The organism is Gallintestinimicrobium sp., from assembly GCF_046968865.1.
Classification (GTDB): domain Bacteria; phylum Bacillota; class Clostridia; order Lachnospirales; family Lachnospiraceae; genus Gallintestinimicrobium; species Gallintestinimicrobium propionicum.
Genome location: NZ_JBKVPW010000026.1, coordinates 1 through 26,413, shown reverse-complemented (window position 1 = coordinate 26,413; position 26,413 = coordinate 1). Strand labels below are relative to the sequence as shown.

The following is a 26,413-nucleotide window of genomic DNA, read 5'->3' as shown; positions in this document are numbered from 1 at the left end:
AGACATCGCCCTTTCACGGCGGTAACACGGGTTCGATTCCCGTCGGAGTCATTTAATAATATGGCGCGATAGCCAAGTGGTAAGGCACGGGTCTGCAACACCCTTATCACCGGTTCAAATCCGGTTCGCGCCTCTTAAGGATTTCTGCTTTGCAGAAATCCTTTTTTGTCGTATAGAAACGAAGTTTTCTATCCAACAAAAAACGCTGCGCGAGGATCATACTGCGATGAAGTGGAATTATGTTACTCATATGACTTGCCGCAGGCGGAGAAGCCTGTCTTTGGTGCAGCAGAGAGGTACAAAGGAGTTTATCGAGATGGAAAGAAGCTATCATGGTCAAATGTCAGAATCGTTTGTTGTCGGAATTTTACTTTGTTTGTGCGGCGGATTTCAGGATGCGTACACCTACGTTTGCCGGGATAAGGTATTTGCAAATGCGCAGACCGGCAATATCGTGTTGCTGGGAAATCATCTTGCACAGATGGATTGGAGTGGAGCAGTTCGGTACGCGGTGCCGATTTTAGCCTTTACAGCGGGTATTTTTGTTGCGCAGAAGGTCCATTTCCACTTTGGAAAGAGCGAAAAAATCCATTGGAGACAGCTGGTACTGCTATTGGAAATAGTCGTATTGTTTGCAGCGGGATTTTTCCCGACCGGAATGAGCCTTCCCGCAAATGCACTGATTTCTTTTTCCTGTGCAATGCAGGTGGACAGCTTCCGGAAAATTAGAGGAAACGCAATGGCAACGACGATGTGCATCGGAAACTTAAGAAGTGCGACGGATCTGTGGTGCGCCTATACGGAAACGAAGGATAAAAAAATCCGGCAGAGAAGCCTTCAGTATTATTCCTTTATTCTGGTATTTGCCATTGGGGCGACACTGGGCGGTATTGTAACGGACGCAGTCGGCGTACACGCGGTGTGGATTTGCTGTATTGGGTTGTTGATCAGTTTCCTGATTATGTTTATCCAGGAAGAAGTCAGAGATTTTGAAAAACTGGAAGCCGATCAGAAGCTGCAGCTGGAGCTTGGAACGCTGGCAGATGAGTTGAAGGATATCGGAAGAGAAATCAAAAGATGTCTGGGCAGTGAAAAAAATTGAAAAATAAAATTTTTCAATCGCGAGATTTGTGTCTGCGCGAACTTGACACAAACTCGGCATGTGCAAAAATGAGAGAAAAAAATGATAGATGCAGAAAAATAATAAATGTAAAAAATAAATTGGGCAAGTAGTATCGAAAAAGGAATATAATAGAAAAAGGAGCGGCAGGAAGACGATGCGTTCTCAAAAGTCAGGCTTTTGAGGATATGTCACTGCGCTCCTTTTTTTGAAAAATTATTTAGAAGAAACGTGCCAGTTTCTCGAGCGGTTTGCGCACCGGACGTTCCGGATCAGCATCGCTGTAGCCGACGGAAATGACGCTTACGACCGCTTCATTTTCAGGGATTTCCAGATTTTCTCTGATTTTTGCTGCATCACGGATGCCCATCACGAGGGTGGAAAGACCGAGCTCGGTTGCTTTTAACAGAAGAGCCATGCTGCCGAGTCCGCAGTCATAGAAGCCCCAGCCGTTGCCGAGTTCATTGGTAGGCTCGCCGTTTCGTTCATAGCCGGAACGGTTCAGGACAACAGTTGTGATAATCAGAGCCGGAGCCTGTTCACAGTTTTTACGGTTAAATTCCGGGAGGGTAGCGCGAATCTGCTCCAGCTTCTCGGGAGTGTGAATGACATAATAACGTGCAGTCTGAGAATTTTTCCAGGAGGGAGCAAGAGAAGCAGCCTCAATCAATGCGGTAAGCTTTTCCGGTTCCACGTCTTTGGAAAGATAGGATCTGATACTTTTCCGGTTTTCAAGTGCGCTTTGCAGTTCCATAAGCAATCTCCTTTGAATAAATTTTTGTGGATTCCGACGTTTGCCGCCAAATCCCTTTTCCATTAGTTTAACAGATGGGACAAGGCTCTACAAGTGTTTCTTGACGGAAGAAAAATCTGTAATCTGTACATTTTTGATAGAAGAAAATCTGTAACCCGGATCAAAAATTTCTGCCATAAATTTTTGATAAAAGAAAAACGGGATATAGCGCGAGAATGAAGATGGATGCATATAGTAAAAGAAATGCTACAGTTGACGCATGCCATTTACAAATCTGTAATTTCATTCAAGACAATAGAATGCTCTGAGAACGTGCATTCTATTGTCGGAAAAAGGCTGTGCGCGGGAGGAAGAAGCTATGAACTTTTCGGGTATCCTGACAGCAGGAATCAGTTTTCTGGTCATCGGAATTTTTCATCCGATTGTGATCTGGGCAGAATACTATTTTACGAAACGGTGCTGGCCGGTTTTCCTTGCGGCAGGGGGGATCTGCCTCGGACTTTCTGTATGCTCCGGACGGGAAATGCCGTCGGTATTTCTGGGTGTTTTAGGCTGCACGTTTCTGTGGAGCATTCAGGAGCTGTATGAGCAGGAGGAACGGGTGAAAAAGGGCTGGTTTCCGGAAAATTCGAATCGACAAAAATAGAATAAAACAGAACAAATGTTCTTTTGTTTCTATACTTTTTTTAAAGAATGTGGTATACTGGGATAAACAGCGGACTGTTCCTGCAGTTTGACGAATAACGGGCGCAGAATGCAAGGTAAGTGACAGGAAATGAGCGGAGGAAAGAATGAAACAGGAACAGCAGATTTTCAAACTACACAGTGAATATCAGCCGACTGGCGACCAGCCGCAGGCGATTGCAGAGCTGGTGAAGGGCTTTCAGGAAGGCAATCAGTTTGAAACCCTGCTTGGCGTTACCGGCTCCGGTAAGACGTTTACGATGGCGAATGTGATTGCGGCACTGAATAAACCGACGCTTGTGATCGCGCACAATAAGACGCTGGCGGGACAGCTATACGGGGAATTTAAAGAATTTTTTCCGGAAAACGCGGTAGAATATTTTGTATCGTATTATGATTATTATCAGCCGGAAGCGTATGTCCCGTCCACGGACACTTATATTGCAAAAGATTCCGCGATCAACGATGAAATCGATAAGCTGAGGTTGTCCGCTACGGCGTCCCTTTCGGAACGGCGGGATGTTGTGGTGGTCGCCAGCGTTTCCTGTATTTTCGGTCTGGGTTCCCCGGATGAGTTTTCGGGGATGAGTGTGTCCCTGCGCCCGGGAATGCAGAAGGATCGGGACGATGTGCTGCGGGCGCTGGTGGCGATTCAGTATGACCGCAATGATATGGACTTAAACCGCGGTTGCTTTCGTGTGCGAGGGGATGTGATTGAGATCAATCCGGCGCAGGGAAGCGAATTTCTGATCCGGGTGGAGTTCTTTGGAGATGAAATCGATCGGATTACAGAGGTAGATCCATTGAACGGACAGGTGCAGAATACGCTGGAGCATGTCATTATTTTCCCGGCGTCGCATTATGTTGTGCCGCAGGAGCAGATCAATAAAGCCTGCGATGAGATTGAAAAAGAGCTGGAAGGCAGAATACGCTTTTTCAAAGGAGAGGACAAGCTTCTGGAGGCACAGCGTATTTCCGAACGGACGAATTTCGATATTGAAATGCTCCGGGAAACGGGATTTTGTTCCGGAATCGAAAACTATTCCAGACACCTAAACGGGATGCCGGAGGGTGCACCGCCGTTTACGCTGCTGGATTTCTTTAAGGATGATTATTTGATTATTATCGATGAGTCGCATATGACAATTCCGCAGATTCGCGGTATGTATGCGGGGGACCGTTCCCGGAAGCAGACGCTTGTAGATTATGGCTTCCGTCTGCCGTCTGCGCTGGATAACCGACCGCTGAATTTTGAAGAATTTGAACAGCGGATCGATCAGATGATGTTCGTTTCTGCGACACCGGGACCTTATGAAGAAGAGCATGAGCTGCTTCGGACGGAGCAGATTATCCGTCCCACCGGACTGCTTGATCCGAAAATCGACGTTCGTCCGGTAGAGGGACAGATCGATGATCTGATTGCGGAGGTTCGGAAAGAGAGCGCACATCACAATAAAGTTCTGATTACGACGTTGACGAAGCGCATGGCGGAAGATTTGACGGATTATATGAGGGAAGTGGGAATTCGTGTTCGTTATCTGCACTCCGATGTGGATACGCTGGAGCGTTCCGAGATTATCCGGGATATGCGTCTGGATGTATTCGATGTGCTGGTGGGCATTAACCTGCTGAGAGAGGGTTTGGATATTCCGGAGATTACGCTGGTAGCAATTCTCGATGCGGATAAGGAAGGATTTCTGCGTTCGGAGACGTCACTGATTCAGACGGTCGGACGTGCTGCGCGTAACGCGGAGGGACACGTTATCATGTATGCGGATACGATCACCGATTCCATGAGGAGGGCGATCGACGAGACGGAGCGCCGACGTGCGCTGCAGCAGGCTTATAACGAAGCACACGGAATTACACCGCAGACAATTAAGAAAGCCGTCCGCGATCTGATCAGCATCACGAAGGAGATCAAGCCTGCAGAGACTGCTTTCGAAAAAGATCCGGAATCCATGAGCCGTCCAGAGCTGGAAAAGCTGATTGCGGACGTGCAGAAGAAGATGAAGAAGGCGGCAGCAGAGCTGAATTTCGAAGCGGCGGCAGAGCTGCGCGACCAGATGGTAGATCTGAAAAAGCTGCTGGCGGATATGGACTGAGCGCCTGAATAAGAATGCGTTTGAATGTTATTTCTATAGAGTGAGGAAGAAATGGAAGAAGCAAAGAAAATACTTTCAAAGAAGAACTGTATCAGAATCCGGGGTGCGAACGAGCACAATCTGAAAAATGTGGATGTGGATATTCCGAGGGATGCGCTGGTTGTCTTTACCGGACTGTCCGGCTCCGGTAAATCGTCGCTGGCGTTTGATACGATCTATGCGGAAGGACAGCGGCGGTATATGGAATCGCTATCGTCCTATGCGCGTCAGTTTTTGGGACAGATGGAGAAGCCGAATGTGGAAAAGATCGAAGGACTTTCTCCGGCGATTTCGATCGATCAGAAATCGACGAACCGTAACCCTCGTTCTACTGTCGGAACAGTAACAGAGATTTATGACTATTTCCGTCTGCTGTATGCGAGAATCGGTATTCCGCATTGCCCGAACTGCGGCAAGGAGATCAAGAAACAGAGCGTCGATCAGATGGTGGATCAGATCATGGCACTGCCGGAAGGAACGCGGCTGCAGCTGCTTGCACCCGTTGTGCGCGGACGAAAGGGACGACATGAGAAGGTGCTGGAACGCGCGGCGAGAAGCGGCTATGTGAGAGTCCGTATTGATGGCAATCTGTATGAGCTGGCGGAGAATATTCAGTTAGATAAAAATATCAAGCATAATATCGAAATCGTTGTTGACCGTCTGATTGTGAAGCCGGGAATCGAACGCAGACTGACGGATTCGATCGAAAATGTCCTGAACCTGTCGGAGGGACTTCTGTTTGTAGACCGTGTGGGAAGCGATGAGGAAATGCTGACATTTTCCCAGAGCTTTTCGTGCCCGGACTGCGGCGTCAGCATTGATGAAATCGAGCCCAGAAGCTTTTCATTCAACAACCCGTTCGGGGCATGCCCGGAGTGTTACGGACTTGGATATAAGATGGAGTTTGATTCCGACCTGATGATTCCGGACCGTACGCTGAGCATCAACCAGGGCGCGATTACCGTGCTGGGGTGGCAGAGCTGTCAGCAGCCGGGATCTTTTGCAAATGCGATCCTGCAGGCACTGGCAAAAGAATATCACTTCGATCTGGATACACCGTTTGGGGAATATCCACAGAAAATTCAGGATATTCTGCTGCATGGAACCGGTGGAAAAGAGGTTCTGGTCTACTATGAAGGACAGCGCGGCAAGGGACAGTATCCGATCGCGTTCGAGGGCTTGATTCGGAATGTGGAGCGCAGATACCGGGAGACAGGATCGGACGCCACCAAGCAGGAATACGAGACATTTATGCGGATTACACCGTGTCGGCTGTGTAAGGGACAGCGTCTGAAAAAAGAAGCGCTGGCAGTAACCGTGTGCGGGAAAAATATATACGAAATTACGTCAATGTTTATCGGAGAGCTGTCGCAGTTTCTGCAGAATATGAAGCTGACGGAACAGCAGGAGCTGATAGGCAGCCAGATTTTAAAGGAAATCCGGGCAAGAGTTGGCTTCCTGATTGACGTCGGACTGGATTATCTCTCCCTTTCCAGAGCGACGGGAACACTTTCCGGCGGCGAGGCGCAGAGAATTCGTCTTGCAACACAGATTGGCTCCGGACTGGTCGGAGTCTGCTATATTCTGGACGAGCCAAGTATCGGTCTACATCAGCGGGACAACGACAAGCTGCTCGCAACGTTGAAGAATCTCCGGGATCTTGGCAATACGCTGATCGTCGTGGAGCATGATGAGGATACGATGCGTGCAGCAGATTATATTGTGGACGTCGGACCTGGAGCAGGCTCCCATGGCGGTCAGATTGTTGCGAGCGGAACCGTGGAAGAGATCATGAATACGCCGGAGTCGATTACCGGTCAGTATTTGAGCGGTGCGAAGAAGATCCCGGTTCCTGAGACGAGACGAAAGCCCACAGGCTGGCTGACTGTGCGCAGCGCGGAAGAAAATAATTTAAAGAAGATCGATGTGAAATTTCCGTTGGGCGTGTTTACCTGCGTGACGGGCGTTTCCGGCTCCGGCAAATCGTCGCTGGTCAACGAAATTCTCTATAAACACCTGGCAAGAGATTTAAACCGTGCGAGATGTATTCCGGGAAAACATGCGGGCATCGACGGCATCGAGCAGCTGGATAAGGTCATTGCGATCGACCAGTCTCCGATTGGGCGGACACCCCGTTCCAATCCGGCGACCTATACAGGCGTATTTGATATGATCCGCGATTTGTTCGCATCGACTTCGGATGCAAAAGCGAAAGGCTATAAAAAGGGAAGATTCAGCTTCAACGTTAAGGGCGGACGCTGTGAAGCCTGTGGCGGCGACGGCATTATCAAGATTGAAATGCACTTTTTGCCGGATGTCTATGTGCCGTGTGAGGTTTGCGGAGGCAAGCGCTATAACCGAGAGACACTGGACGTTAAATACAAGGGCAAGAGCATTTACGATGTGTTGGATATGACAGTGGAGGAGGCGCTGACCTTTTTTGAAAATGTGCCGTCCATCCAGAGAAAGATTCAGACACTATATGATGTAGGGCTTTCTTATGTCAAGCTGGGACAGCCTTCTACGGAGCTGTCCGGCGGCGAAGCGCAGCGGATCAAGCTGGCAGCGGAGCTGTCCAGACGGAGCACCGGAAGGACGATCTATATTCTGGACGAACCCACGACCGGACTGCATTTTGCAGACGTGCAGAAGCTGATCGAGATTCTGCATCGGCTTGCAGAGGGTGGAAATACCGTTGTGGTAATCGAGCACAATCTGGATGTCATCAAGACGGCGGACTATCTGATCGATATCGGACCAGAAGGCGGCATGCGCGGCGGAACGGTCATCGCAAAGGGAACGCCGGAGGAGGTTGCGAAGAATCCTGCATCGTATACAGGATATTATGTAAAGAAGATGCTGAAAAGTTAAATTTTTCTGAATCCCCTTTTCAATACCGGGGTTTTACGCTATAATGGACGCGGACTATTCCAAAAAGGGTGAAGTTTGCCCTGATTAACATAGAGCAGAACAGGGAATGATTGGAACGTACAGTACGTTCGCAGCAGAACGGAAGGAGATTATAGCATGCAGTATACAGATATCGGGATTGATTTGGGAACAGCTAGCATTCTGGTTTATATCAGAGGGAAGGGCGTCGTATTAAAGGAGCCTTCCGTTGTAGCATTTGACCGTGATACCAACAAGATCAAGGCAATTGGAGAGGACGCGCGCCTGATGCTGGGACGTACGCCCGGCAATATCGTAGCAGTCCGTCCGCTTCGTCAGGGCGTTATTTCTGACTATACCGTAACAGAGAAGATGATGAAATACTTCATCCAGAAAGCACTCGGCAGAAAGACTTTCCGCCGCCCCAGAATCGCAGTCTGCGTACCCAGCGGCGTAACTGAGGTAGAGAAGAAAGCTGTTGAGGATGCAACCTATCAGGCAGGCGCAAGAGAGGTCTCTATTATTGAAGAACCGATTGCGGCTGCAATCGGAGCTGGTATCGATATTTCCAGACCTTGCGGCAACATGATCGTGGATATCGGCGGCGGTACGTCCGATATTGCGGTAATTTCGCTGGGAGGAACCGTGGTGAGCGCATCCATCAAGATCGCAGGCGATGATTTTGACGAAGCGATTGTCCGCTACATGAGAAAGAAGCATAACCTTCTGATCGGTGAACGCACCGCAGAGGATATCAAGATCAAAATCGGTTCCGCTTATAAGAGACCGGAGCCGGACTACATGGAAGTCAGAGGACGTAACCTGGTAACAGGTCTGCCCAAGACCATCAAGGTTTCTTCGGAAGAAACAGAAGAGGCACTCAAAGAGTCTACAATGCAGATTGTAGAAGCAATTCACGGCGTATTGGAGAAGACTCCCCCGGAACTGGCTGCGGATATCGCGGACAGAGGTATCGTCCTGACCGGCGGCGGAAGCCTGCTGCGCGGTCTGGAAGAGCTGATTGCGGAGCACACCGGCATCAATACGATGACGGCAGAAGATCCGATGACCGCAGTAGCCATCGGAACCGGCAAATATGTAGAATTTCTGGGCGGATACAGAGAGTAATTCCATCGGAACCAGAACGTAGATGCAAAGCGCATCGAAAACAGGAACATTGTCAGAATCATAACAAGGTCGCCTATTTCATGGGCGACCTTTTGTGTTCAAAATGCCTGTTGGTGTGGTTGGCGGCGCGGTGCAGCCTATATTATAACAACAGCGGAGAAAACAGTGGCACAGCTGAAAGGATTTGTAACACACATTATTTATCGTAACAACGGGAACGGCTATACCGTTTTTGAATTGAATACAGGCGACGAGATCACCTGCGTTGGCACATTTCAGTCTCTGGAAGAGGGAGAAATTCTGGAGCTGGAGGGAGATTTTACCGAGCACGCGGTGTATGGGAGTCAGTTTAAAGTTTCTTCGTTCAAATTCTCGTCGCCAGAGGATGCGGCGGGGATGGAGAGATATCTCGGCTCCGGGGCGATCAAAGGAGTCGGCGCTTCGCTGGCGGCGCGGATTGTGAAACGATTCGGGGCGGATACGTTTCGGATTATCGAAGAAGAGCCGGAGCGCCTGGCGGAGATCAAGGGGATCAGCGAGCGCAAGGCGATGGATATTGCATCCCAGATGGAAGAAAAGCACGAAATGCGGGAAGCAATGGTCTATCTGCAGAAATACGGGATTTCCAACACGCTGGCGGTGCGGATTTATGAAACCTACGGCAGCAGGCTCTACCGGGTTTTGGAAGAAAACCCGTACCAGCTTGCGGATGATATTGACGGAATCGGCTTCCGCAAGGCGGATGAACTCGCCGCAAGAATCGGCATCCACACGGATTCGGATTTTCGGATTCGGAGCGGAATTTTGTATACATTATTGCAGGCGTCCGGAGAAGGGCACATGTATCTGCCGGGCAGCGTTTTGATCCGGCGCGCGGCAGCGCTTCTCGACCTTCCGCAGGAGGCAATTGCAGATCAGCTGCCGAACCTTTCGATGGATAAAAAAATGGTCATCAAGAAAAACGGCGAGGATACGATCTGTTATGCGTTTTCGTATTATTACGCAGAGCTTGCCTGCGCGCGGATGCTGGTGGAATTGAATCAGACGATGCTGCCGGAGGGCGAGCTGCTCCCGGCGCAGGAGGAGGCAATTTTAAAACGGGTGGATCAGATTCAACAGCAGGAGGGACTGATGCTGGACGAGCTGCAGCGGAAGGCGGTTCTGGAGAGCGTCCGCAACAGCATTCTGATTCTGACCGGTGGACCGGGCACAGGTAAGACGACGACGATCAACACGATTATCCGGTATTTTGAAGGAGAAGGGCTGGATCTTTACCTCGCGGCGCCGACCGGAAGAGCGGCGAAGCGGATGACGGAGGCGACTGGATACGAAGCACGGACGATCCACCGGATGCTCGAACTGTCCGGGGCGATGCCGGAAAGCGGCAAAAAGGCGAGCTTTGAACGGAATGAGGACAATCCGCTGGAGGCAGACGTGATTATCGTTGATGAGATGTCGATGGTTGATATCCACCTGTTTCAGTCGCTGTTAAAGGCGGTCAGCCCGGGGACGAGGTTGATTTTGGTCGGGGACGTGAACCAGCTGCCGAGCGTGGGCCCCGGACAGGTGCTGGCAGATCTGATTGCCAGCGAGGTGTTCCCTGTCGTCTGCCTGCAGAAAATTTTCCGGCAGGCGCAGGAGAGCGATATTGTTGTCAATGCGCATCGGATTAACAAAGGAGAACAGATTGCGCTGACAAATAAAAGCAGGGATTTCTTTTTTCTGGAGAGGAACAGTGTCCCTGTTATCTACAAGCATATGGTGCAGCTGATTGGAGAGATGCTGCCGAAATATGTAAAGGCTTCACCCTTCGATATCCAGGTGCTGACACCGATGCGGAAAGGCAGCCTTGGTGTAGAGACGTTAAACGGCGTACTGCAGAGCTGTTTAAATCCTCCGTCGGAGGGCAAAAAGGAGGTTCAGCTGGGCGATACCCTGTTCCGCGAGGGGGACAAGGTGATGCAGATCAAAAACAACTACCAGCTGGAATGGGAGGTCGTCAGCCGTTACGGCATCCCGATCGACAAGGGAGTTGGAATTTTTAACGGTGATATGGGGATAATCCGGGAAATTGACGAATATGCACAGACGGTGCTGGTGGAATACGACGAGCAACGCCGCGTGACCTATACCTATCCGCAGATGGAAGAGGTGGAGCTGGCTTACGCGATTACAATTCACAAGTCGCAGGGAAGCGAATATCCTGCTGTGATTATGCCGCTTTTGGGAGGCCCGAGACTCCTGTTTAACAGAAACCTTCTGTATACAGGTGTCACCCGTGCAAGGGGCTGCGTGACGATTCTGGGAAGCCGCAAGGTGGTGCAGGAGATGATTGCAAACGAAAGCGAAAACCGCAGGTACACCAGTCTGGACGTTCGAATCAGAGAGCTGAAAGGGGAAGTTTGATCGATTTCAAAACGCTATTATTTCCACAAAGATGTCCTGTATGCGACAGACCGGTGAAACCGGCGGGAGCGCTGGTGTGCAGAAGCTGTGCACCGAAACTTGTTTATGTCAGACAGCCGCTTTGCATGAAGTGCGGAAAGGAGCTTTCTGATGAAAATCAGGAATACTGCAGGGACTGTCTGCATAAAAAACATCTGTATGACAGAGGGATCAGCCTGTACCGGTATGCGAGCGTTAAAAAGGCGGTTTACCGGTTCAAATATGCGGGCAGGCAGGAATACGCCGCTTTTTTCGGAAAAGAGATGGCATGGCATTTGGGGCGGCAGATCCTTTCCTGGAAGGTAGACGCATTGGTCCCTGTTCCGCTGCATCCGGCGCGGAAGCGCAAAAGAGGCTACAATCAGGCGGAGCTTCTGGCATTGGAAATTGGAAAACAGTTAGGGCTCCGGGTGGAGAACAACTGGCTGATTCGGACAAAAAATACAGTTCCGCAGAAGCTTTTAAATGGGCAGGAACGCCGAAATAATTTGAAAAAGGCTTTTAAAGCAGGGCAAAATGATGTAAAATTAAATGCAATTGTAATTATTGATGATATCTATACGACAGGAAGTACGATAGATGCGATGGCGGCGGTCTGCAGGCAGCAGGGCGTTTCCAGAATTTATTTTGCGGCGTTGTCTATCGGAAACGGACAGGAGGTCAGATGATCAATCAGGAAAAGGTTCTCAGAATGACCAAGATGGCATCGTATGAAGAGCACGGTGGACGGAAGGATCGCGCAGTGGTGGGATATTTTCGCAGCGACTATATCGGAAAACAGACCATTATTTCACTGATAGTGATAACGGCAGCGTTCCTTGCCGGGCTGGGGGCATATCTTGTATTTCATTTTTCAGAGGTAATGGGAAATATTTATTCCATGGATCTGGTGGGAACGGCGAAGAAGATTTTGACGTTATATCTGATGGCGGCAGTTTTATATGTGGCAGTTACCTATGTGATATACACGATCCGTTATGCAAAAGCGAAGAAGAGGCTGCAGTTATTTTTGGAGTATCTGGACTGCCTGGATCAGGATGGAGAAGAGGAAACCGCAGAGAGGAAATAAAAGATGACACAGCTGCTTGTAATCAGAGAATACATAAAAAATTTTTACACAAAATATGAAGAATTTATCGTTCCCCTGTTGAAATTTGTGTTGGGACTTATTTTGTTTCTGACGATCAACGGCAGAATGGGCTATATGGAAAAAATCGACCACGTTGCGATCGTGCTGGTGGCGGCGCTTCTGTGCTCGTTCCTTCCGCTGGGCGTGATGGTATTTTTGAGCGCAATGTTTCTGCTGCTGCATACCTATGCGCTGTCTGCGGAATGCGTTGTGGTTCTGCTGCTTGCCTATATTATCGTGTTGGTGATTTATCTGCGGTTTGCACCGAAAGCGCATTTGCTGCTGCTTTTGACACCGCTTCTGTTTGTGTGGAAGATCCCTTATGCTGCTCCGCTGGCAGCGGGACTGTTCGGGACACCGGGAGCTGCGGCTGCGGTTGCAGGCGGCGTAGTGGTATATTATGTGCTGGCATATATTACCGGCAATGCGCAGGCGTTTGGCGGCGGGGAAAGCGATACCATGCTGCAGCGCTTCAGCGATATGGGAACCGGCGTGATCGAAAATAAAGAAATGCTGATTGTAGTGACGGCGTTTGCCATCACAGCGATTTTGGTTTATGCGATCCGCCGCATGAGCATTAACTATTCCAGAGCGATCGCTGTTTTGGTCGGAACGCTGGCAGATATCGTAATTTTGCTGATCGGGGATCTGATGTATGACGCGAATTTTTCCCTGGCGGGCGTGATTCTTGGCAGTATTGTATGTGCGCTGATCGCACTGGTGATGCAGTTTTTCCAGTTCAATCTGGATTATGCGCGCACCGAAAAAGTGCAGTTTGAAGATGATGAGTATTATTACTATGTAAAAGCGGTTCCCAAAATGGCAGTGGCAGTGCCGGAGAAGCGGGTAAAACGGATCACGACGCAGCGCGCAAACCAGAATGTCCGCCACAGCCATGGGAAGGGCAAAACCAGAAAATAGTGAGATGGAACAATGGAACAGATCAAAGAGTTTGCGGACAGATATCTGACACAGATACAATTTATAGGACCAATGGATATTGTGGAGATTATCCTCATTTCTCTGATGGTCTATTATCTACTGATCTTTATTCGGAATACCAGGGCATGGCAGCTGTTAAAGGGCGTGTTCGTCATTCTGGTATTTCTTGTGATTGCCGAAATCCTGCAGATGGATACGATCCTCTGGATTGCGAGGACGGCGTTTCAGTTTGCAACAATTGCGCTGATCGTCGTGCTGCAGCCGGAGTTGCGCAAGGCGCTGGAACAGCTCGGACAGAAAAATCTGATTCGTTCCGTCATTCCCTTTGAATCCTCCAAGCCGGAGGAGGGACTCTTTTCCGACCGGACGATCCGTGAGATCGTAAAGGGCTGTGTGGAAATGTCCCGGGCAAAGACGGGCGCGCTGATCGTTGTCAGACAGCTGGACTCCCTGGCAGAATATGAACGTACTGGCATTGCAGTGGATGGTATTGTGACCAGCCAGCTGCTGATCAATATTTTCGAAAAAAATACGCCGTTACATGACGGCGCAGTGATCGTACAGGGGAACCGCGTGACCTATGCGACCTGCTATTTGCCGTTGTCGGACAATATGCGTTTGAGCAAGGATCTCGGAACGAGACACCGTGCAGGAGTCGGTATTTCCGAGGTAACGGATTCCATGACAGTGATCGTGTCAGAGGAAAATGGCAAGATCAGCGTCGCTTATGAAGGAACGTTAAGCAGAGGACTGACGGCGGAGGAACTGGAAGAAAAGCTGAGATCTATTCAGAAAAAACCGACCGATGAGAAAGCGCACAAACGCTGGAAGGGGTGGTTCCACAATGAAAAGTAAGCTCATGCACAATCTGGGTCTGAAGATTATGGCGGTGTTGATTTCCGTTGTGCTGTGGATGCTGGCGGTTGACATCAATGATCCGGTGATAAATAAATATATCAATAATGTACAGGTACAGCTGACCAATACGGGGGCGCTGACTGGACAAGGAAAAACCTACCGTATAGTGGACAATTCCGATACGATCCGTGTTTCCGTGCGCGCGCCGAAGTCTGCAATCAGCGCAATCGATGCGCAGAGCGTGACGGCAAAGGCAGACCTGTCTGAAATTACAGATGACGGGCGCGTACCGATCGAGCTGTCGTTAAGCAGCGGCCTGGATGTGGAAAAGATCACTTCAGACAGACAGTATGTACAGTTACAGGTAGAAAATAAAAAGACAAGACAGTTAAGCATAGAGGTTGCCAAAAACGGGACACTTCCGGATGGATATGCGACCGGCAGGATCGATATGGAAACCAATACACTCAGCATCAGCGGCCCGGAATCAGCGGTGAATGCGGTAAACCGCGCAGTGGTGGATATTTCTCTGGATAATGTGACAGCGAATGTGGAAATCGATGCGACAATCCGCCTGCTGGATGCAGACGGCAACGAAATCACCAGCAGTGAAATCCGAAAAAATGTGGACAGCGTAAAGGTGACCGTTCCGATTCTGGAGACAAAGGAGGTCACAATCAGTGCTTCTGCTATAGGAGAACCGGCGGATGGTTATGAACAGACTGGAACGGTAACGGTGTCTCCTGCAACGGTGAAAATTGCAGGGCGGGCGGCTGTGCTGGATAAGATCTCGGAGATCACGATCCCGGCAGAGGAACTTGATCTGACGGATGCGACGGCACCGGTGACTAATACGATTGATATCAGGGAATATCTTCCTTCGGACATATCGCTTGCAGATGCTGATTTTGACGGAACAGTAACGGTATCCGCGGATATCGAGCAGATCCGACGCAAGACGATCAGCTTTGATGCGGACAGCGTCCAGCTTTTGAACATTCCGGACGGTTGGCTGGCAGAAGCAGTCAGCGGACAGAATCTGCAGCTGACAGTCAGAGGTCTGCAGGACAATTTGAATAATGTGGATGCAGGGACAATCACGCCTCACGCGGATTTGTCTGCATTGATAGATGAAAACGGCACTGTGACGGCAGGGGAACAGGAAGTGACGGTGAAATTTTTGCTTCCCGCTTCTGTGGAACAGGTCAATGCAGTTACGGTGCAGGTGCATCTGACTCAGCTTGCTGCTTCGAATACAGATGCACAGGGAGATCAGTAAAAGCCGGGCAGGAGGAAATGTAAACAGCGCCCGGAGCAGGAAATGCAGAACTTGTGGGTTGAATCAGGGCTGCAAACGAAATCCCGAAATCCGGAAGGCTTTGCAGCTTTATAACAGGAGGAAGAGATCATGTCGAGAATGTTCGGAACAGATGGTGTAAGAGGTGTTGCAAATGAAGAGCTGACGCCGCTTTTAGCGATGCAGCTGGGGCAGGCAGGCGCATATGTCCTGACCCGTGAAAACAAGCACAAACCTACAATTATGGTTGGCTGTGACACAAGAATGTCTGGCGATATGCTGGCAAACGCACTGATGGCAGGAATCTGCAGCGTAGGCGCAAATGCGGTTTATGTGGGCGTGATTCCGACTCCGGCGATCGCTTATCTGACCAAGAAATATAAGGTAGAAGCCGGTGTTGTGATTTCTGCATCCCACAACCCGATGGAGTTTAATGGCATTAAATTCTTTGACGGCAATGGCTACAAGCTGCCGGATGCTCTGGAGGATGAGATCGAAGCCCTGATCAAGAACAACATGAATCGTGTGGAATTTCCGACAGGCTCCAGCGTTGGACGGATCAAGTACCGCAAGGACGCAAGAGAGGAATATATCAATCATGCAGTTCGGGCAGTTCCGGTGGATCTGACGAACCTGAAGGTGGTTGTGGACTGTGCAGAGGGTGCATCTCATTATACTTCCATAGAAGCTCTGCGTCAGCTTGGCGCACAGGTTGTTCCGATTCACAATATGCCGGATGGCACGAATATCAATGCAAACTGTGGTTCAACCCATATGGAAGAGCTGCAGGCCCGCGTTGTTTACGAAAAGGCAAACATCGGTCTGGCGTTTGACGGCGATGCAGACCGCCTGCTGGCAGTGGATGAGCTGGGCAACGTCGTGGATGGTGATCAGATCATGGCGATTGTAGGTGCACATATGCGCAACATGGGCAAGCTGAAACAGAACACGATCGTGGCGACTGTCATGAGTAACCTTGGTCTGTTTCTGTTTGGTGAGAAAGAAAAGATCCATATCGAAAAAACCAAGGTCGGTGACCGTTATGTGCTGGAGCGTATGCGGGAAATCGGCGCGAGCCTTGGCGGTGAGCAGTCCGGTCATATTATTTTCCTGGATGAAAATACGACTGGTGATGGTCTGCTGTCTGCGCTGCATCTGTTAGAGGTTATGGTAGTGACCGGAAAACCGCTGTCTGAGCTTTCCAAGATTATGACAGTCCTGCCGCAGGCACTGGTTAATGTTACCGTTCCGAATCACCGCAAAGAGCACTTTATGGAATATCCGGAAATCGCGGCTGCGATCGAAGAGCTGGAAAAAGAGTTCGCAGGAGAAGGCCGCGTATTGATCCGTCCTTCAGGCACGGAGCCGAAGGTGCGTGTCATGATCGAGGGTAAGGACAAAGCACGCATTGATAAGGAAGCACATAGAATTGCAGATCTGATTCAGCAGCTGATGCTGTAATCCAGATGTAACTTGTGTTCCGGCTGCAGATGAGACTTTTGGAACGGGTTGGTGCTTGCCAGATGGGTGCGATAATGGTATGATAATCATGTAAAGATCCGCATTGGGCGGAAAGGGGAGAACAGATATGGTACGCCAGAAGGTAGTAATCAAAAACCCGACAGGACTTCACCTAAGACCGGCTGGAAATCTATGCAAGGAAGCAATCAAATATAAATCGCTGATTACGTTTACGTTTCGGGACAGCACGGCGAACGCGAAGAGCGTTCTAAGTGTTCTGGGCGCATGTGTAAAATGTGGCGATGAAATTGAACTGATATGCGACGGACCGGACGAAGAAGAAGCGCTGACAGCCCTGACCGAGGCAATTGAAGGCGGACTGGGGGAGTAAGCTGCAAGTGCAGCAGAAGAACTTTGTTGAGCAGGATTGTTTCCTTGAGTGGAACAGGACTGTTTCGTGAAGAGATCAGAAGAGGAGGTCAGACCTGGAGCAGATTTTCAGGCTGGGTTCCTCTTTTTCATAACAATAGAATTCTCGCAGAGCGTGCATTCTATTGTTTGATACCAGAGTCAAAAGGGCGTTTCGTAGTCTCACAACCCGGTATCTTATAGCAAAGTGACAGCTACATTGCTCATAAATACAGTCAGAATGGCAGGACACGAAGGGAGAGAAAAAGCAATGATGAATTATCAGAAATACCGCCGTAATCCGGTAATTGACTATCCGGAGCGCCAGTGGCCAGGCAAAGAGATTGAGAAAGCACCCATATGGTGCAGCGTAGACCTGCGCGACGGCAACCAGGCGCTGGTAGATCCGATGGTAGTAGAAGAAAAGATCGAAATGTTTCAGTATCTGATAAAGCTGGGCTTTAAGGAAATCGAAGTTGGTTTCCCGGCAGCAAGTCAGATTGAATTCGATTTTCTGCGCCACCTGATTGAGCATGATATGATTCCGGATGACGTATATGTTCAGGTGCTGACACAGTGCCGGGAAGAGCTGATCGCGCGTACCTTTGAATCGATTCAGGGCTGTAAGCAGGCGATCGTACATATTTATAACTCTACGTCCACATTGCAGAGAGATGTCGTGTTCCACATGGATCGTTCGCATATCGTGGACATTGCGGTAAAGGGAACCGAGCTGGTAAAAAAATATGCCGCAGACTTCCCGGGCAAGATCGTCCTGGAATATTCCCCGGAAAGCTTTACCGGAACAGAGTTGGACTTTGCGCTTGAAATCTGTACCGCAGTTCAGAAAACCTGGGGCGCAACGAAAGAAAATCCAATCATTATCAATTTGCCGTCTACTGTAGAGATGAATACGCCGAACGTTTATGCAGATCAGATCGAGTGGATGAACCGTCATTTTGAAAACAGAGAGAGCATTATTTTAAGTATCCATCCTCACAACGACAGAGGAACCGGTGTTGCGAGCGCGGAGCTGGCACTGCTTGCAGGCGCAGAGCGTGTCGAGGGAACTCTGTTTGGAAACGGCGAGCGTACCGGTAACGTAGATGTTTTAAATATCGCCTACAACATGTTCTCCCAGGGCATCAACCCTGAGCTGGAAATCGGACATGTCAACGATATTATCGGTATTTACGAAAGATGCTGCAAGATCCCGATCCATCCGAGACATCCTTATGCCGGCAAACTGGTATTTACCGCATTCTCCGGTTCCCATCAGGATGCGATCAACAAGGGCGTGCAGGCAATGAAGGAGAGAAAGAGCGAAATCTGGCAGGTTCCTTATCTGCCGATCGATCCTGCCGATATCGGAAGGGAGTACGAGCCCATCGTGCGTATCAATTCCCAGTCCGGCAAGGGCGGTGTCGCTTTCGTTATGGATACTTATTTTGGCTTCAAGCTGCCCAAGGCGATGCACAAAGAGTTTGCAAATGTTATCCAGAAGATATCCGAGAAGCAGGGCGAGGTTTCCCCGCAGCAGATCATGGACAATTTCAAGCGCGAGTATCTGGATCAGAAGGAACCTCTGCACTTCAAGAAGCTGAGAATCGAGGATCTGAGCGGAGATGTGGAATCCGGCGAATTCGATACAAAGGTTATCGTGGACTACACGCTGGCAGGCAAGCCCGGTACATTCGATGCAGTCGGCAACGGCCCGATCGATGCGGTCAAGAGAGGACTGCAGGTTACCTTCGGCATGAATATCAGAGTGCTTGATTACGAGGAGCATGCGCTGCAGAACGGTTCCAACGCGCAGGCAGCAGCATATATCCATATGATGGATGCAGAGAGCGGACGCGTTACTTATGGTGTTGGCGTAAGCTCCAACATCACAAGAGCATCTGTACGCGCAATGTTCTCGGCGGTCAACCGTCTGGAGCTGGTAACGGGCGTATAAGAGACGCATACAACAAAAGAAGAGCTGCGATAAAAGCAGAAAACCGAACCGTTTTGTCGTTTTGGCAGAACGGTTCCTTCATAAGGAGAAAAGTATGGCATATCAGACTCCCTATTTTGTGATCGATGAAAATCAGCTGACGAAAGATTTTCAGATGCTGAAAAGCTCCCTGGAAACATCCTGGGGCAATTACCGGATCGGATATTCCTTTAAAACGAATTCCCTGCCGTGGCTGGTAACCTTTTTAAAGGCGGGCGGCGTGATGGCGGAGGTTGTATCCGACGATGAATATTCGCTGGCCGGCGCACTTGGTTTTTCAGATTCTGAAATTGTATACAATGGACCGGTCAAAAAACGTCCGTCGTTTGAACGGGTGCTGCTTGCAGGCGGCATCCTGAATATGGACGGCAGACGGGAGCTGGACTGGATGGAAGAGCTGGCAGCAGCGCATCCGACACAGACGTTTCGGGTCGGAATCCGGGTCAATTTTGATCTGGAAAAAATGTGCCCGGGACAGACGACGATGGGCGAAGCCGGAGGAAGATTTGGATTCAGCTATGAAAACGGGACATTTGCAGCCGTTTTAGAGCGCGTGCGGCGCATTCCGAATGTTGAGGTCACGGGCTTACATCTGCATTCCAGCAGCAAGTCCAGAAGTGTCGCGGTATTTGAAGCAATCGCTTCGATGGCATGTAAATTAAAGCGGGAATTTTCCCTGAACCTGTCTTATGTGGATCTGGGCGGCGGTTATTGCGGCGGTCTGGAAGGACGTCCGCAGTATCCGGATTATTTTCCGGCTGTGGCGAAGGTTTTACAAGAAGAATTTACGCCAGAACAAACAATGCTAATCGTTGAACCGGGCATTTCTCTTTTGTCAAAGGCAAGTACGTTTGTAACAGGCGTTGTGGATGTGCGTGATATCGGAAACGAGCGGTATTTGATCACGGACGGAAGCCGTTTCAATATCGACCCGACGATGATTAAAAGCAGCCACCTGTTCCATCTGGAATTGAATGAGGCAAATCCGGGTGCAGAGCAGCGAAAAACGATGGCGCACCAGTGCGTATCGGGCTATTCCTGCATGGAAGTGGATCGGATTTTTGAATACCGCGACGGAATCGAGCTGATGGAGGGCGACCGGATTGTTTACGAAAATGTGGGCGGCTATACGATGAGCCTGAATCCGTTGTTTATCCAGTATTTCCCGGACGTTTATATCCGCCGGGACGGGAAGCTTTATAAGATCAGAAACCGCTGGACGCCGAAGGAATATATGCAGAACAGCATGTTGTATGGAGAAGAACAAAAATGACGACGATCTTGATTTTGAGCTGCGGAACGCGCAATAAGCTGGTACGTTTTTTTAAAGAAGCCTTTCATAGTCTGCCGGGCGGCGGAAGGGTGATCGTGACGGACTGCAGCCCGTGGGCACCTGCGCTGTACGAGGCGGATGCATTTTATCTGGTACCGCCGATGAAGGATCCCGGATACGAAGACAGGATTCTGGAAATCTGCATGCGGGAACAGGTCAATGCCCTGCTTCCACTGTTTGAGGATGAGCTGGATCTGCTGGCGCAGAACCGGAAGAAGTTTGAGGAAAAAGGGATCACAGCGATTGTATCGGACGCAGAAAGCGTTGCAGTCTGCCGGGATAAGTACGGCTTTTTCTCCCTGCTGCAGAAAAACGGACTGCCGGTGCTGTATACGAGCGCATCTCTGGAAGAGTTTGACTCGGATTACGCGGAAGGAAAGATTGCGTTCCCGGTATTTGTAAAGCCTGTTCGGGGCTGCGGAAGCGTCGGCATCAGCCGGGTGGACAACCGCGAGCTTCTTGGTGTGCTGTGCCGTTATAGCAAAGAGCCGCTGTTGATCCAGCAGTATGCGGACGGTGAGGAATTCGGCGCGGATATTTACGTCGATTTGATTTCCAAAAAACCTGTAGCTATTTTTACGAAGAAAAAAGTGCGGATGCGGGCGGGCGAAACCGAAAAATCGATTTCCGTCAAAGATCCTGCGCTGTTTGAAGTGATTGAAAAGACGGTTTCCGCGCTTTCGCTGGCAGGTCCGATCGACATGGATATTTTCCGGATTGACGGCAAATATTATATTTCCGAAATCAATCCGCGGTTTGGCGGCGGCTATCCCCACGCATGGCACTGCAACGTGAGGTTCCCGGAGCTGATTGCGAAAAATCTGCTCGGCGAGGAAAATGAGCCGCAGATCGGCGCATACGAAGCGGACATGTGCATGATGAAATATTCCGACGAGATCGTGCGGAAGCTGTGAGACGCAGTGAAATAAAAATCCATGCTTCTGACTCAAAATAGCATGGATATTAATAAAAAAGACATGTTAGAATGAGGGGAGAAATGGAGCAGATGACGGAACTTGAAGCTGAGTGCCGGCATAAATACCGGGTTCGGAGCATCCGGGAGGATGATTACGGCTGTGAAGAGCGTCCGGAGGGCGTTTGGCCGACCGTGCTTGTTGAACTGGAGGATGAAAACGGGCAGCTCCGTTTGCTCCGGCAAAAGGATCACTATCTGTATGAACAGCAGATCGAGGAGGGCGATCAGGTGATTCTGGAACAGGAGATTCTGAAAAGAATAGAATAATCTGGGAAAGGCTAACAAGAGGGGAAAGGATAATGAAAATAGAAGGGAAAAGAAACCTGCTGAGACAGCCGGATGAGATCAGGCTGATGACAGGCAGTGCGCAGACGGAGCAGGAGACCGCGCCCGATGCAGCTGCTTTCAGAGCAGGTGACGTTACAGTGGAGCTTGCGGAAGCCGACGGCAGCCTTGCGGTATTCGTGCAGGCACAGAACACACCGGTTCGGGAGCTTGTGCTTACCTGGAAAGCTATGTTTGGCAGGGCGGGCGAGGTGCTCGGGGACACCTGGGAACGCGGTTACGGTGATCTGGAATGGAAAAAGGAAGCAGATCATATCGGAATGCCGTGGTACTTTTTCCGGCATGAAGCGGGAAAATGCCTGGCATTTGGTGTAAAGGTGCGTCCATCTGCCATGTGCTGGTGGGAAAAGGACGGTGCGGATGTAAAGCTGCATCTGGACGTGCGCTGCGGGACGTACGGCGTGAAGCTTGGCGGACGGAAGCTGGAAGCTGCAAAGATCGTTATGACATCTTATGCGCTGGAAGAAGCTGATACGCCGGTAGAAGTATTTGAAGCCTGCAGGGCATTTTGCAGCGAGATGTGCGACGATCCCGACTGTAGAGACACCGTGATTTACGGCGGGAACAACTGGTACTATGCCTATGGAAAAAGCTCTGCAAAGGAAATTCTCGAAGACAGCGCATATCTTGCGGAGATGACGGAGGGCATCGAAAACCGCCCGTTTATGGTGATGGATGACGGCTGGCAGATTGATCACAGCGATTCTTATAACGGAGGTCCCTGGCGGGTTGGCAATGCGGATTACGGGGACATGGGAGAGCTCGCTGCGCAGATGAGGGCAAAAAATGTGCGCCCCGGCATCTGGTTTAGACCGCTGTACGATCATTCTGCGGATATTTCGGCAGAGTGGAGGCTGGAGCGCAATGCAGAGGTGTTCGATATTTCTGTACCAGAGGTTCTGGAACATATCGCACAGGATATCAGACAGCTTGGAGACTGGGGCTATGAGCTGATCAAACACGATTTTTCGACCTATGATATCTTTGGTTACTGGGGAGTTGAGATGGGAACCAGGCTGACGGCTGGCAGTTGGCGCTTCCATGACGATACAAAAACCACGGCAGAACTGATCGTTCGTTTTTATGAAGTCATTCATGAAGCAGCAAAACGCGAGGATCGTCAGGACGTCCTGATTCTTGGCTGCAACTGTATCGGACATCTGGGCGCAGGGCTGATGCAGGGAAATCGTACCGGAGACGATACAAGCGGTGTAGAATGGGAAAGGACCCGGAAAATGGGCATCAACACGCTGGCATTCCGGATGCTGCAGCAGGGGACGTTTTACGGGGCGGATGCAGACTGCGTCGGAATCACAGAGCATATTGACTGGAACAAGAACCGACAGTGGATGGAAGTGCTTGCAGAAAGCGGGACGCCGTTTTTTGTATCGGTAAAACCGGGATTTCTGAACGAGAGTCAGAAGGAAGAGTTAAAAGAAGCATACCGGAAGGCATCACAGCCGCACCCGGCAGCAGTGCCGCTGGACTGGATGGAGACAAAAACGCCTGAAAAATGGCAGACCTACGCCGGCAGAAGAGAATACAATTTTTAAAAAGAAAGAAGCCGCTGCGCTGGCAGAATGTGTCACGTGGCGGCTTCTTTCTCGTATACGAAACTTCGTTTCCATACGATAAGAAACGCTCCGCGCGGATCGCACTGCAGCGGAATGGAAGAATGTCGCTTGCGCGACCCGCCGCAGGCGGAGAATCCTGCTTCGCAGGATTCTTTATTATCGTACAGGAAACTTCGTTTCCATACGATAATAAATGCTTTACGAGGATGCGCACTCGGCGCAAGAATGTGCCAAGGCACATTCTTTTTTACAGAACTTACGCGAGTACCGGAAAAACGAGCTGCACGAGCAGCATGTATAAAACCGTGCCGCCGACGATGGAGAGCAGCAGGTTGTGCCTCCATTTGTGGACGACAATGACGAACACGGCACTGATGAGCTCCGGCAGTCCATGAGAACCGGAAAATACAGAGACATTTTTAAAACAGTAAACGACGAGCATTGCGATCGAAGCGCTCGGGAGCGCTGCGCCGAGGTAGGCAACAACGCGCGGCGTTTCTTTTCCGGCGGGAAACAGGAAAAACGGAAGGGCGCGGATCAGAAAAGTGCCGAGCGCGATAATGCCGATTGTGATCACAAGCTGCAGGGGAGTCTGTATGGTCATTTGGAAATCTCCTTTCGAAATAACAAAAGTGCGGCTAAAATGCCAGCCATGGAAAAGAGCAGGAAACGGTCAGGGCCAACGACGATCAGACTGACCAGCGTGATGCCAAGACCGAGCAGGGCGGGAAGCCTGGAGTTTGCTTTTTCCCATTGTTCGACAAAAATTACCAGAAACAGTGCTGTCATGGCAAAGTCAATGCCTGTGGAATCAAAAGGCAGGAAGCTGCCGGCAGCAGCGCCGATACAGGATCCGATGATCCAGTAGAGTTGATCGAGCAGCGAGATAAAGAACAGAAACCAGTCCGGATCAATTCCTTCCGGGGCGCTGACTCCGCAGAGAAGAGAGTAGGTTTCATCTGTCAGGGAAAAAATCATATAGGGCTTGCGTTTTCCCATGCGTTCAAACGGTTTTAACATGGAAAGACCGTAGAACAGATGCCTTGCATTTACCATGAGCGTCAGCAAAAAAGCGGAAACCGGAGAAAATGCAGAGGTCATCAGGCTGATGGCGGCAAACTGCATCGAACCGGCGTAGATAAACGTACTCATGAGGAACGCCCAGAGGACGGAAAAACCGTTTTCGGCGATCAGGACGCCGAACGCTGCGCCGAGAAAAAGATAACCGAGCATGACGGGGACTGTGTAGGGAACAGCAGCCCATAGCGCTTTTCGTTTCATAAAAATAGTAACCTCCTAAGTTAGTAGGATAAAATGCGATATCAGTTTAACGCGATACAGTGGTCTTGTCAAATGATTCGCAGGAAAGCATCGAAGATGGGATTTTACAAATGGCGCGTGTGAACAGTAACCCTGTAGGTACATTCGCTGCAAAATCGCGGAAGCCGGGATGGAATTTCTATAAAAAACGTGCTAAAATTCAGAAAAGGAACGAGGCGGCATGAAATTGTCTGCCCGGTAAGGAGGAGAACGATGTCAGAAGAAAAAAAGGGAATTGCGGATGCAGAAAACAGCACAACGACAGAGACGATGGCGGATTATGCAAGGGAGCTGGAAGCTTCTTTCCGTACGATCCGGGAGGGCGATGTGATTTCCGGAACCGTTATCGACGTGCGGGAAACCGGCGTAACGCTGGATCTCGGTTACTATGCGCCTGCGGTTATTAAAACAGAGGATTTGAGCAAGGATCCGTCGTTTTCCGTGCTGGCGGATATCCATGTCGGAGATACGCTGGAAGGAACTGTTGTCAAAAGAGACGATGGAGCCGGCAATATCCAGATGTCCTGCGTAGAAGCAGCAGAGACACTCGGCTGGGACAGACTCAAACAGTATCAGGAAGAAAAGACGATTCTCAAGATAAAGGTAAGCGAAAGCGTCAATCAGGGCGTAACTGCTTATGTGGAAGGAATCCGCGGATTTATCCCGGCGTCCCAGCTGGCACTGGATTATGTGGAGGATACGACGGAGTTTGTCGGGAAAACGCTGGAAGTGCGCGTGATTACGGTGGATTCAGACCGCCAGAAGCTTGTGTTGTCCGCAAAGGACGTCCTGAAAGAAAAGGAAGCGGAGCGCCTGAACCATAAAATTTCCATGATCGTGCCTGGTACAGTTGTAGAGGGGCGCGTGGAAAGCCTGATGCCATACGGTGCATTTGTGGATCTTGGCGATGGATTAAGTGGTTTGGTACACATTTCCCAGATCAGTCAGAAGCGCCTGAAAAAGCCTGCAGAGGTGCTGACAGTCGGAGATACCGTGCGGGCAGTTGTTTTAAATACGAAGGACAATCGGATCAGCCTGAGCATCAAGGCAGCAGCCGAGAACGCAGAGCCGGACGAGCTGGAAGAAAAACAGGCGGCAGAGTACAGCTCGAATGAGGCGGTCGGAACCTCGCTGGGCGACCTGCTGAAGGGGTTAAAGCTGTGAGCCAGCCGTTGACAGGCCAGGCCTTTTGTGCTACTGTAAGCATATGAAGCTGCGGTCAGATGTGGCGGCAGCCGGATATTGAAAAAGAGAATGCAAAGACGGAGAGAGTACATCCGGGGAAGCTTTACAGAGAGGACTTTTGAATGCAGCCCGATACAGGCGGCAGGAAGCTGAGAGAAGTCGGGAAGAAGCGGATGGAACATGGCTCCCGAGCGGCGCACCGAACCGGAGAGGTAAGGCTGCGACAGGTCCGCCTGTTATAGCGGAAGGGTCTTGCACCAAACGGCGCAGCACCCGATAAGATATACTTTGTGAGAAGTATATGAACAGAAGTGGTACCGCGAACGATTCGCCTTCTTGTTGTGGCTTTTTAGCTGCAATGAGGAGGCGATTTTTTACTTTATAGGAAAGACCGCCTACGGCGATCTCTTGAATTGAAAAAGGCC

The 26,413-nt window shown here is 50.1% G+C and carries 23 protein-coding genes and 1 tRNA gene; 20 read left to right on the top strand and 4 right to left on the bottom strand.

Translation table 11 applies throughout. The annotated features are described in order from the left end of the window. Nucleotides 1-62 precede the first annotated feature (62 nt). A tRNA-Cys gene (locus ACLTOQ_RS15710) sits at nucleotides 63-133 on the top strand. 183 nt (nucleotides 134-316) lie between these two features. Then, entirely contained in the window at nucleotides 317-1,102 is a 786-nt protein-coding gene (locus tag ACLTOQ_RS15705) for a YoaK family protein (protein WP_412319906.1), read from the top strand. A gap of 238 nt (nucleotides 1,103-1,340) precedes the next feature. Here the strand turns inward: ACLTOQ_RS15705 and ACLTOQ_RS15700 are convergent, their stop codons facing one another. Beyond that, nucleotides 1,341-1,874, bottom strand: a complete 534-nt coding sequence (locus ACLTOQ_RS15700; RefSeq protein ID WP_412319905.1) for a nitroreductase family protein — start codon at nucleotides 1,872-1,874, stop codon at nucleotides 1,341-1,343. A 358-nt stretch (nucleotides 1,875-2,232) separates the two neighbouring features. Here ACLTOQ_RS15700 and ACLTOQ_RS15695 point away from each other — a divergent pair, with 358 nt between their 5' ends. From ACLTOQ_RS15695 to ACLTOQ_RS15615, 17 genes are all read left to right on the top strand, one after another. Further along, nucleotides 2,233-2,520, top strand: a complete 288-nt coding sequence (locus tag ACLTOQ_RS15695; RefSeq protein WP_118497075.1) for a DUF4491 family protein — start codon at nucleotides 2,233-2,235, stop codon at nucleotides 2,518-2,520. A gap of 145 nt (nucleotides 2,521-2,665) precedes the next feature. Further along, nucleotides 2,666-4,663 carry an excinuclease ABC subunit UvrB gene (gene uvrB, locus ACLTOQ_RS15690; protein WP_412319904.1) on the top strand — a complete coding sequence of 666 codons (1,998 nt, stop codon included), beginning with the start codon at nucleotides 2,666-2,668 and terminating at the stop codon, nucleotides 4,661-4,663. A gap of 51 nt (nucleotides 4,664-4,714) precedes the next feature. After that, nucleotides 4,715-7,573: an excinuclease ABC subunit UvrA gene (gene uvrA, locus ACLTOQ_RS15685; RefSeq protein WP_117962183.1), complete on the top strand. Its 2,859-nt coding sequence runs from the start codon at nucleotides 4,715-4,717 to the stop codon at nucleotides 7,571-7,573. 156 nt (nucleotides 7,574-7,729) lie between these two features. Beyond that, nucleotides 7,730-8,719, top strand: coding sequence for a rod shape-determining protein (locus ACLTOQ_RS15680; protein WP_021915237.1), 990 nt, complete (start codon nucleotides 7,730-7,732; stop codon nucleotides 8,717-8,719). 165 nt (nucleotides 8,720-8,884) lie between these two features. Further along, complete coding sequence (locus tag ACLTOQ_RS15675; RefSeq protein ID WP_117962181.1) at nucleotides 8,885-11,125, top strand: ATP-dependent RecD-like DNA helicase; 2,241 nt, start codon at nucleotides 8,885-8,887, stop codon at nucleotides 11,123-11,125. Next, nucleotides 11,122-11,832, top strand: coding sequence for a ComF family protein (locus tag ACLTOQ_RS15670; RefSeq protein WP_262585734.1), 711 nt, complete (start codon nucleotides 11,122-11,124; stop codon nucleotides 11,830-11,832). Before ACLTOQ_RS15675 ends, ACLTOQ_RS15670 begins: the two co-directional genes overlap by 4 nt. Continuing rightward, complete coding sequence (locus ACLTOQ_RS15665) at nucleotides 11,829-12,233, top strand: hypothetical protein (RefSeq protein WP_021915234.1); 405 nt, start codon at nucleotides 11,829-11,831, stop codon at nucleotides 12,231-12,233. Before ACLTOQ_RS15670 ends, ACLTOQ_RS15665 begins: the two co-directional genes overlap by 4 nt. 3 nt (nucleotides 12,234-12,236) lie before the next feature. Continuing rightward, a complete protein-coding gene (locus ACLTOQ_RS15660) occupies nucleotides 12,237-13,214 on the top strand; it encodes a hypothetical protein (protein WP_118497073.1) in 978 nt (325 codons plus the stop codon). A gap of 12 nt (nucleotides 13,215-13,226) precedes the next feature. Next, nucleotides 13,227-14,090 carry a diadenylate cyclase CdaA gene (gene cdaA, locus ACLTOQ_RS15655; protein ID WP_021915232.1) on the top strand — a complete coding sequence of 288 codons (864 nt, stop codon included), beginning with the start codon at nucleotides 13,227-13,229 and terminating at the stop codon, nucleotides 14,088-14,090. Next, the gene (locus tag ACLTOQ_RS15650; RefSeq protein WP_337598047.1) at nucleotides 14,080-15,372 is read left to right on the top strand and encodes a YbbR-like domain-containing protein; all 1,293 of its coding nucleotides are present in this window, start codon (nucleotides 14,080-14,082) and stop codon (nucleotides 15,370-15,372) included. Before cdaA ends, ACLTOQ_RS15650 begins: the two co-directional genes overlap by 11 nt. A gap of 129 nt (nucleotides 15,373-15,501) precedes the next feature. Beyond that, complete coding sequence (glmM, locus tag ACLTOQ_RS15645) at nucleotides 15,502-16,851, top strand: phosphoglucosamine mutase (RefSeq protein WP_308728210.1); 1,350 nt, start codon at nucleotides 15,502-15,504, stop codon at nucleotides 16,849-16,851. Nucleotides 16,852-16,978: 127 nt separating this feature from the next. Next, nucleotides 16,979-17,242: an HPr family phosphocarrier protein gene (locus ACLTOQ_RS15640; RefSeq protein ID WP_021915229.1), complete on the top strand. Its 264-nt coding sequence runs from the start codon at nucleotides 16,979-16,981 to the stop codon at nucleotides 17,240-17,242. A gap of 288 nt (nucleotides 17,243-17,530) precedes the next feature. Further along, on the top strand, nucleotides 17,531-19,216 hold the full coding sequence (leuA, locus tag ACLTOQ_RS15635) for a 2-isopropylmalate synthase (RefSeq protein ID WP_021915228.1): 1,686 nt from the start codon (nucleotides 17,531-17,533) through the stop codon (nucleotides 19,214-19,216). A 94-nt stretch (nucleotides 19,217-19,310) separates the two neighbouring features. After that, nucleotides 19,311-20,528 carry a pyridoxal-dependent decarboxylase gene (locus tag ACLTOQ_RS15630; protein ID WP_117962171.1) on the top strand — a complete coding sequence of 406 codons (1,218 nt, stop codon included), beginning with the start codon at nucleotides 19,311-19,313 and terminating at the stop codon, nucleotides 20,526-20,528. Beyond that, on the top strand, nucleotides 20,525-21,502 hold the full coding sequence (locus ACLTOQ_RS15625; protein ID WP_021915226.1) for an ATP-grasp domain-containing protein: 978 nt from the start codon (nucleotides 20,525-20,527) through the stop codon (nucleotides 21,500-21,502). The genes ACLTOQ_RS15630 and ACLTOQ_RS15625 overlap by 4 nt, the downstream gene beginning before the upstream one ends. A 92-nt stretch (nucleotides 21,503-21,594) precedes the next feature. Next, nucleotides 21,595-21,831, top strand: a complete 237-nt coding sequence (locus ACLTOQ_RS15620) for a hypothetical protein (protein WP_412271269.1) — start codon at nucleotides 21,595-21,597, stop codon at nucleotides 21,829-21,831. Nucleotides 21,832-21,863: 32 nt separating this feature from the next. Next, the gene (locus tag ACLTOQ_RS15615) at nucleotides 21,864-23,462 is read left to right on the top strand and encodes a hypothetical protein (protein WP_412319902.1); all 1,599 of its coding nucleotides are present in this window, start codon (nucleotides 21,864-21,866) and stop codon (nucleotides 23,460-23,462) included. Nucleotides 23,463-23,739: 277 nt separating this feature from the next. Here the strand turns inward: ACLTOQ_RS15615 and ACLTOQ_RS15610 are convergent, their stop codons facing one another. Continuing rightward, nucleotides 23,740-24,087, bottom strand: coding sequence for a branched-chain amino acid transporter permease (locus ACLTOQ_RS15610; RefSeq protein ID WP_021915223.1), 348 nt, complete (start codon nucleotides 24,085-24,087; stop codon nucleotides 23,740-23,742). Next, on the bottom strand, nucleotides 24,084-24,764 hold the full coding sequence (locus ACLTOQ_RS15605) for an AzlC family ABC transporter permease (protein WP_021915222.1): 681 nt from the start codon (nucleotides 24,762-24,764) through the stop codon (nucleotides 24,084-24,086). The genes ACLTOQ_RS15610 and ACLTOQ_RS15605 overlap by 4 nt, the downstream gene beginning before the upstream one ends. A 252-nt stretch (nucleotides 24,765-25,016) precedes the next feature. On the opposite strand from ACLTOQ_RS15605, the gene ACLTOQ_RS15600 reads away from it, so the two are divergent. Beyond that, nucleotides 25,017-25,967, top strand: coding sequence for a S1 RNA-binding domain-containing protein (locus ACLTOQ_RS15600; protein WP_412287569.1), 951 nt, complete (start codon nucleotides 25,017-25,019; stop codon nucleotides 25,965-25,967). A 30-nt stretch (nucleotides 25,968-25,997) separates the two neighbouring features. Here ACLTOQ_RS15600 and ACLTOQ_RS15595 read toward each other — a convergent pair. Then, a partial coding sequence (locus ACLTOQ_RS15595) for a hypothetical protein (protein ID WP_412319900.1) occupies nucleotides 25,998-26,413 on the bottom strand: 416 nt, incomplete at its 5' end.

Coding starts and splice junctions, on each gene's coding strand:
- ACLTOQ_RS15705 (WP_412319906.1), top strand. CDS start 317: ATGGAAAGAAGCTATCATGGTCAAATGTCAGAATCGTTTGTTGTCGGA.
- ACLTOQ_RS15700 (WP_412319905.1), bottom strand. CDS start 1,874: ATGGAACTGCAAAGCGCACTTGAAAACCGGAAAAGTATCAGATCCTAT.
- ACLTOQ_RS15695 (WP_118497075.1), top strand. CDS start 2,233: ATGAACTTTTCGGGTATCCTGACAGCAGGAATCAGTTTTCTGGTCATC.
- uvrB (WP_412319904.1), top strand. CDS start 2,666: ATGAAACAGGAACAGCAGATTTTCAAACTACACAGTGAATATCAGCCG.
- uvrA (WP_117962183.1), top strand. CDS start 4,715: ATGGAAGAAGCAAAGAAAATACTTTCAAAGAAGAACTGTATCAGAATC.
- ACLTOQ_RS15680 (WP_021915237.1), top strand. CDS start 7,730: ATGCAGTATACAGATATCGGGATTGATTTGGGAACAGCTAGCATTCTG.
- ACLTOQ_RS15665 (WP_021915234.1), top strand. CDS start 11,829: ATGATCAATCAGGAAAAGGTTCTCAGAATGACCAAGATGGCATCGTAT.
- ACLTOQ_RS15660 (WP_118497073.1), top strand. CDS start 12,237: ATGACACAGCTGCTTGTAATCAGAGAATACATAAAAAATTTTTACACA.
- cdaA (WP_021915232.1), top strand. CDS start 13,227: ATGGAACAGATCAAAGAGTTTGCGGACAGATATCTGACACAGATACAA.
- ACLTOQ_RS15650 (WP_337598047.1), top strand. CDS start 14,080: ATGAAAAGTAAGCTCATGCACAATCTGGGTCTGAAGATTATGGCGGTG.
- glmM (WP_308728210.1), top strand. CDS start 15,502: ATGTCGAGAATGTTCGGAACAGATGGTGTAAGAGGTGTTGCAAATGAA.
- ACLTOQ_RS15640 (WP_021915229.1), top strand. CDS start 16,979: ATGGTACGCCAGAAGGTAGTAATCAAAAACCCGACAGGACTTCACCTA.
- leuA (WP_021915228.1), top strand. CDS start 17,531: ATGATGAATTATCAGAAATACCGCCGTAATCCGGTAATTGACTATCCG.
- ACLTOQ_RS15630 (WP_117962171.1), top strand. CDS start 19,311: ATGGCATATCAGACTCCCTATTTTGTGATCGATGAAAATCAGCTGACG.
- ACLTOQ_RS15625 (WP_021915226.1), top strand. CDS start 20,525: ATGACGACGATCTTGATTTTGAGCTGCGGAACGCGCAATAAGCTGGTA.
- ACLTOQ_RS15620 (WP_412271269.1), top strand. CDS start 21,595: ATGACGGAACTTGAAGCTGAGTGCCGGCATAAATACCGGGTTCGGAGC.
- ACLTOQ_RS15615 (WP_412319902.1), top strand. CDS start 21,864: ATGAAAATAGAAGGGAAAAGAAACCTGCTGAGACAGCCGGATGAGATC.
- ACLTOQ_RS15610 (WP_021915223.1), bottom strand. CDS start 24,087: ATGACCATACAGACTCCCCTGCAGCTTGTGATCACAATCGGCATTATC.
- ACLTOQ_RS15605 (WP_021915222.1), bottom strand. CDS start 24,764: ATGAAACGAAAAGCGCTATGGGCTGCTGTTCCCTACACAGTCCCCGTC.
- ACLTOQ_RS15600 (WP_412287569.1), top strand. CDS start 25,017: ATGTCAGAAGAAAAAAAGGGAATTGCGGATGCAGAAAACAGCACAACG.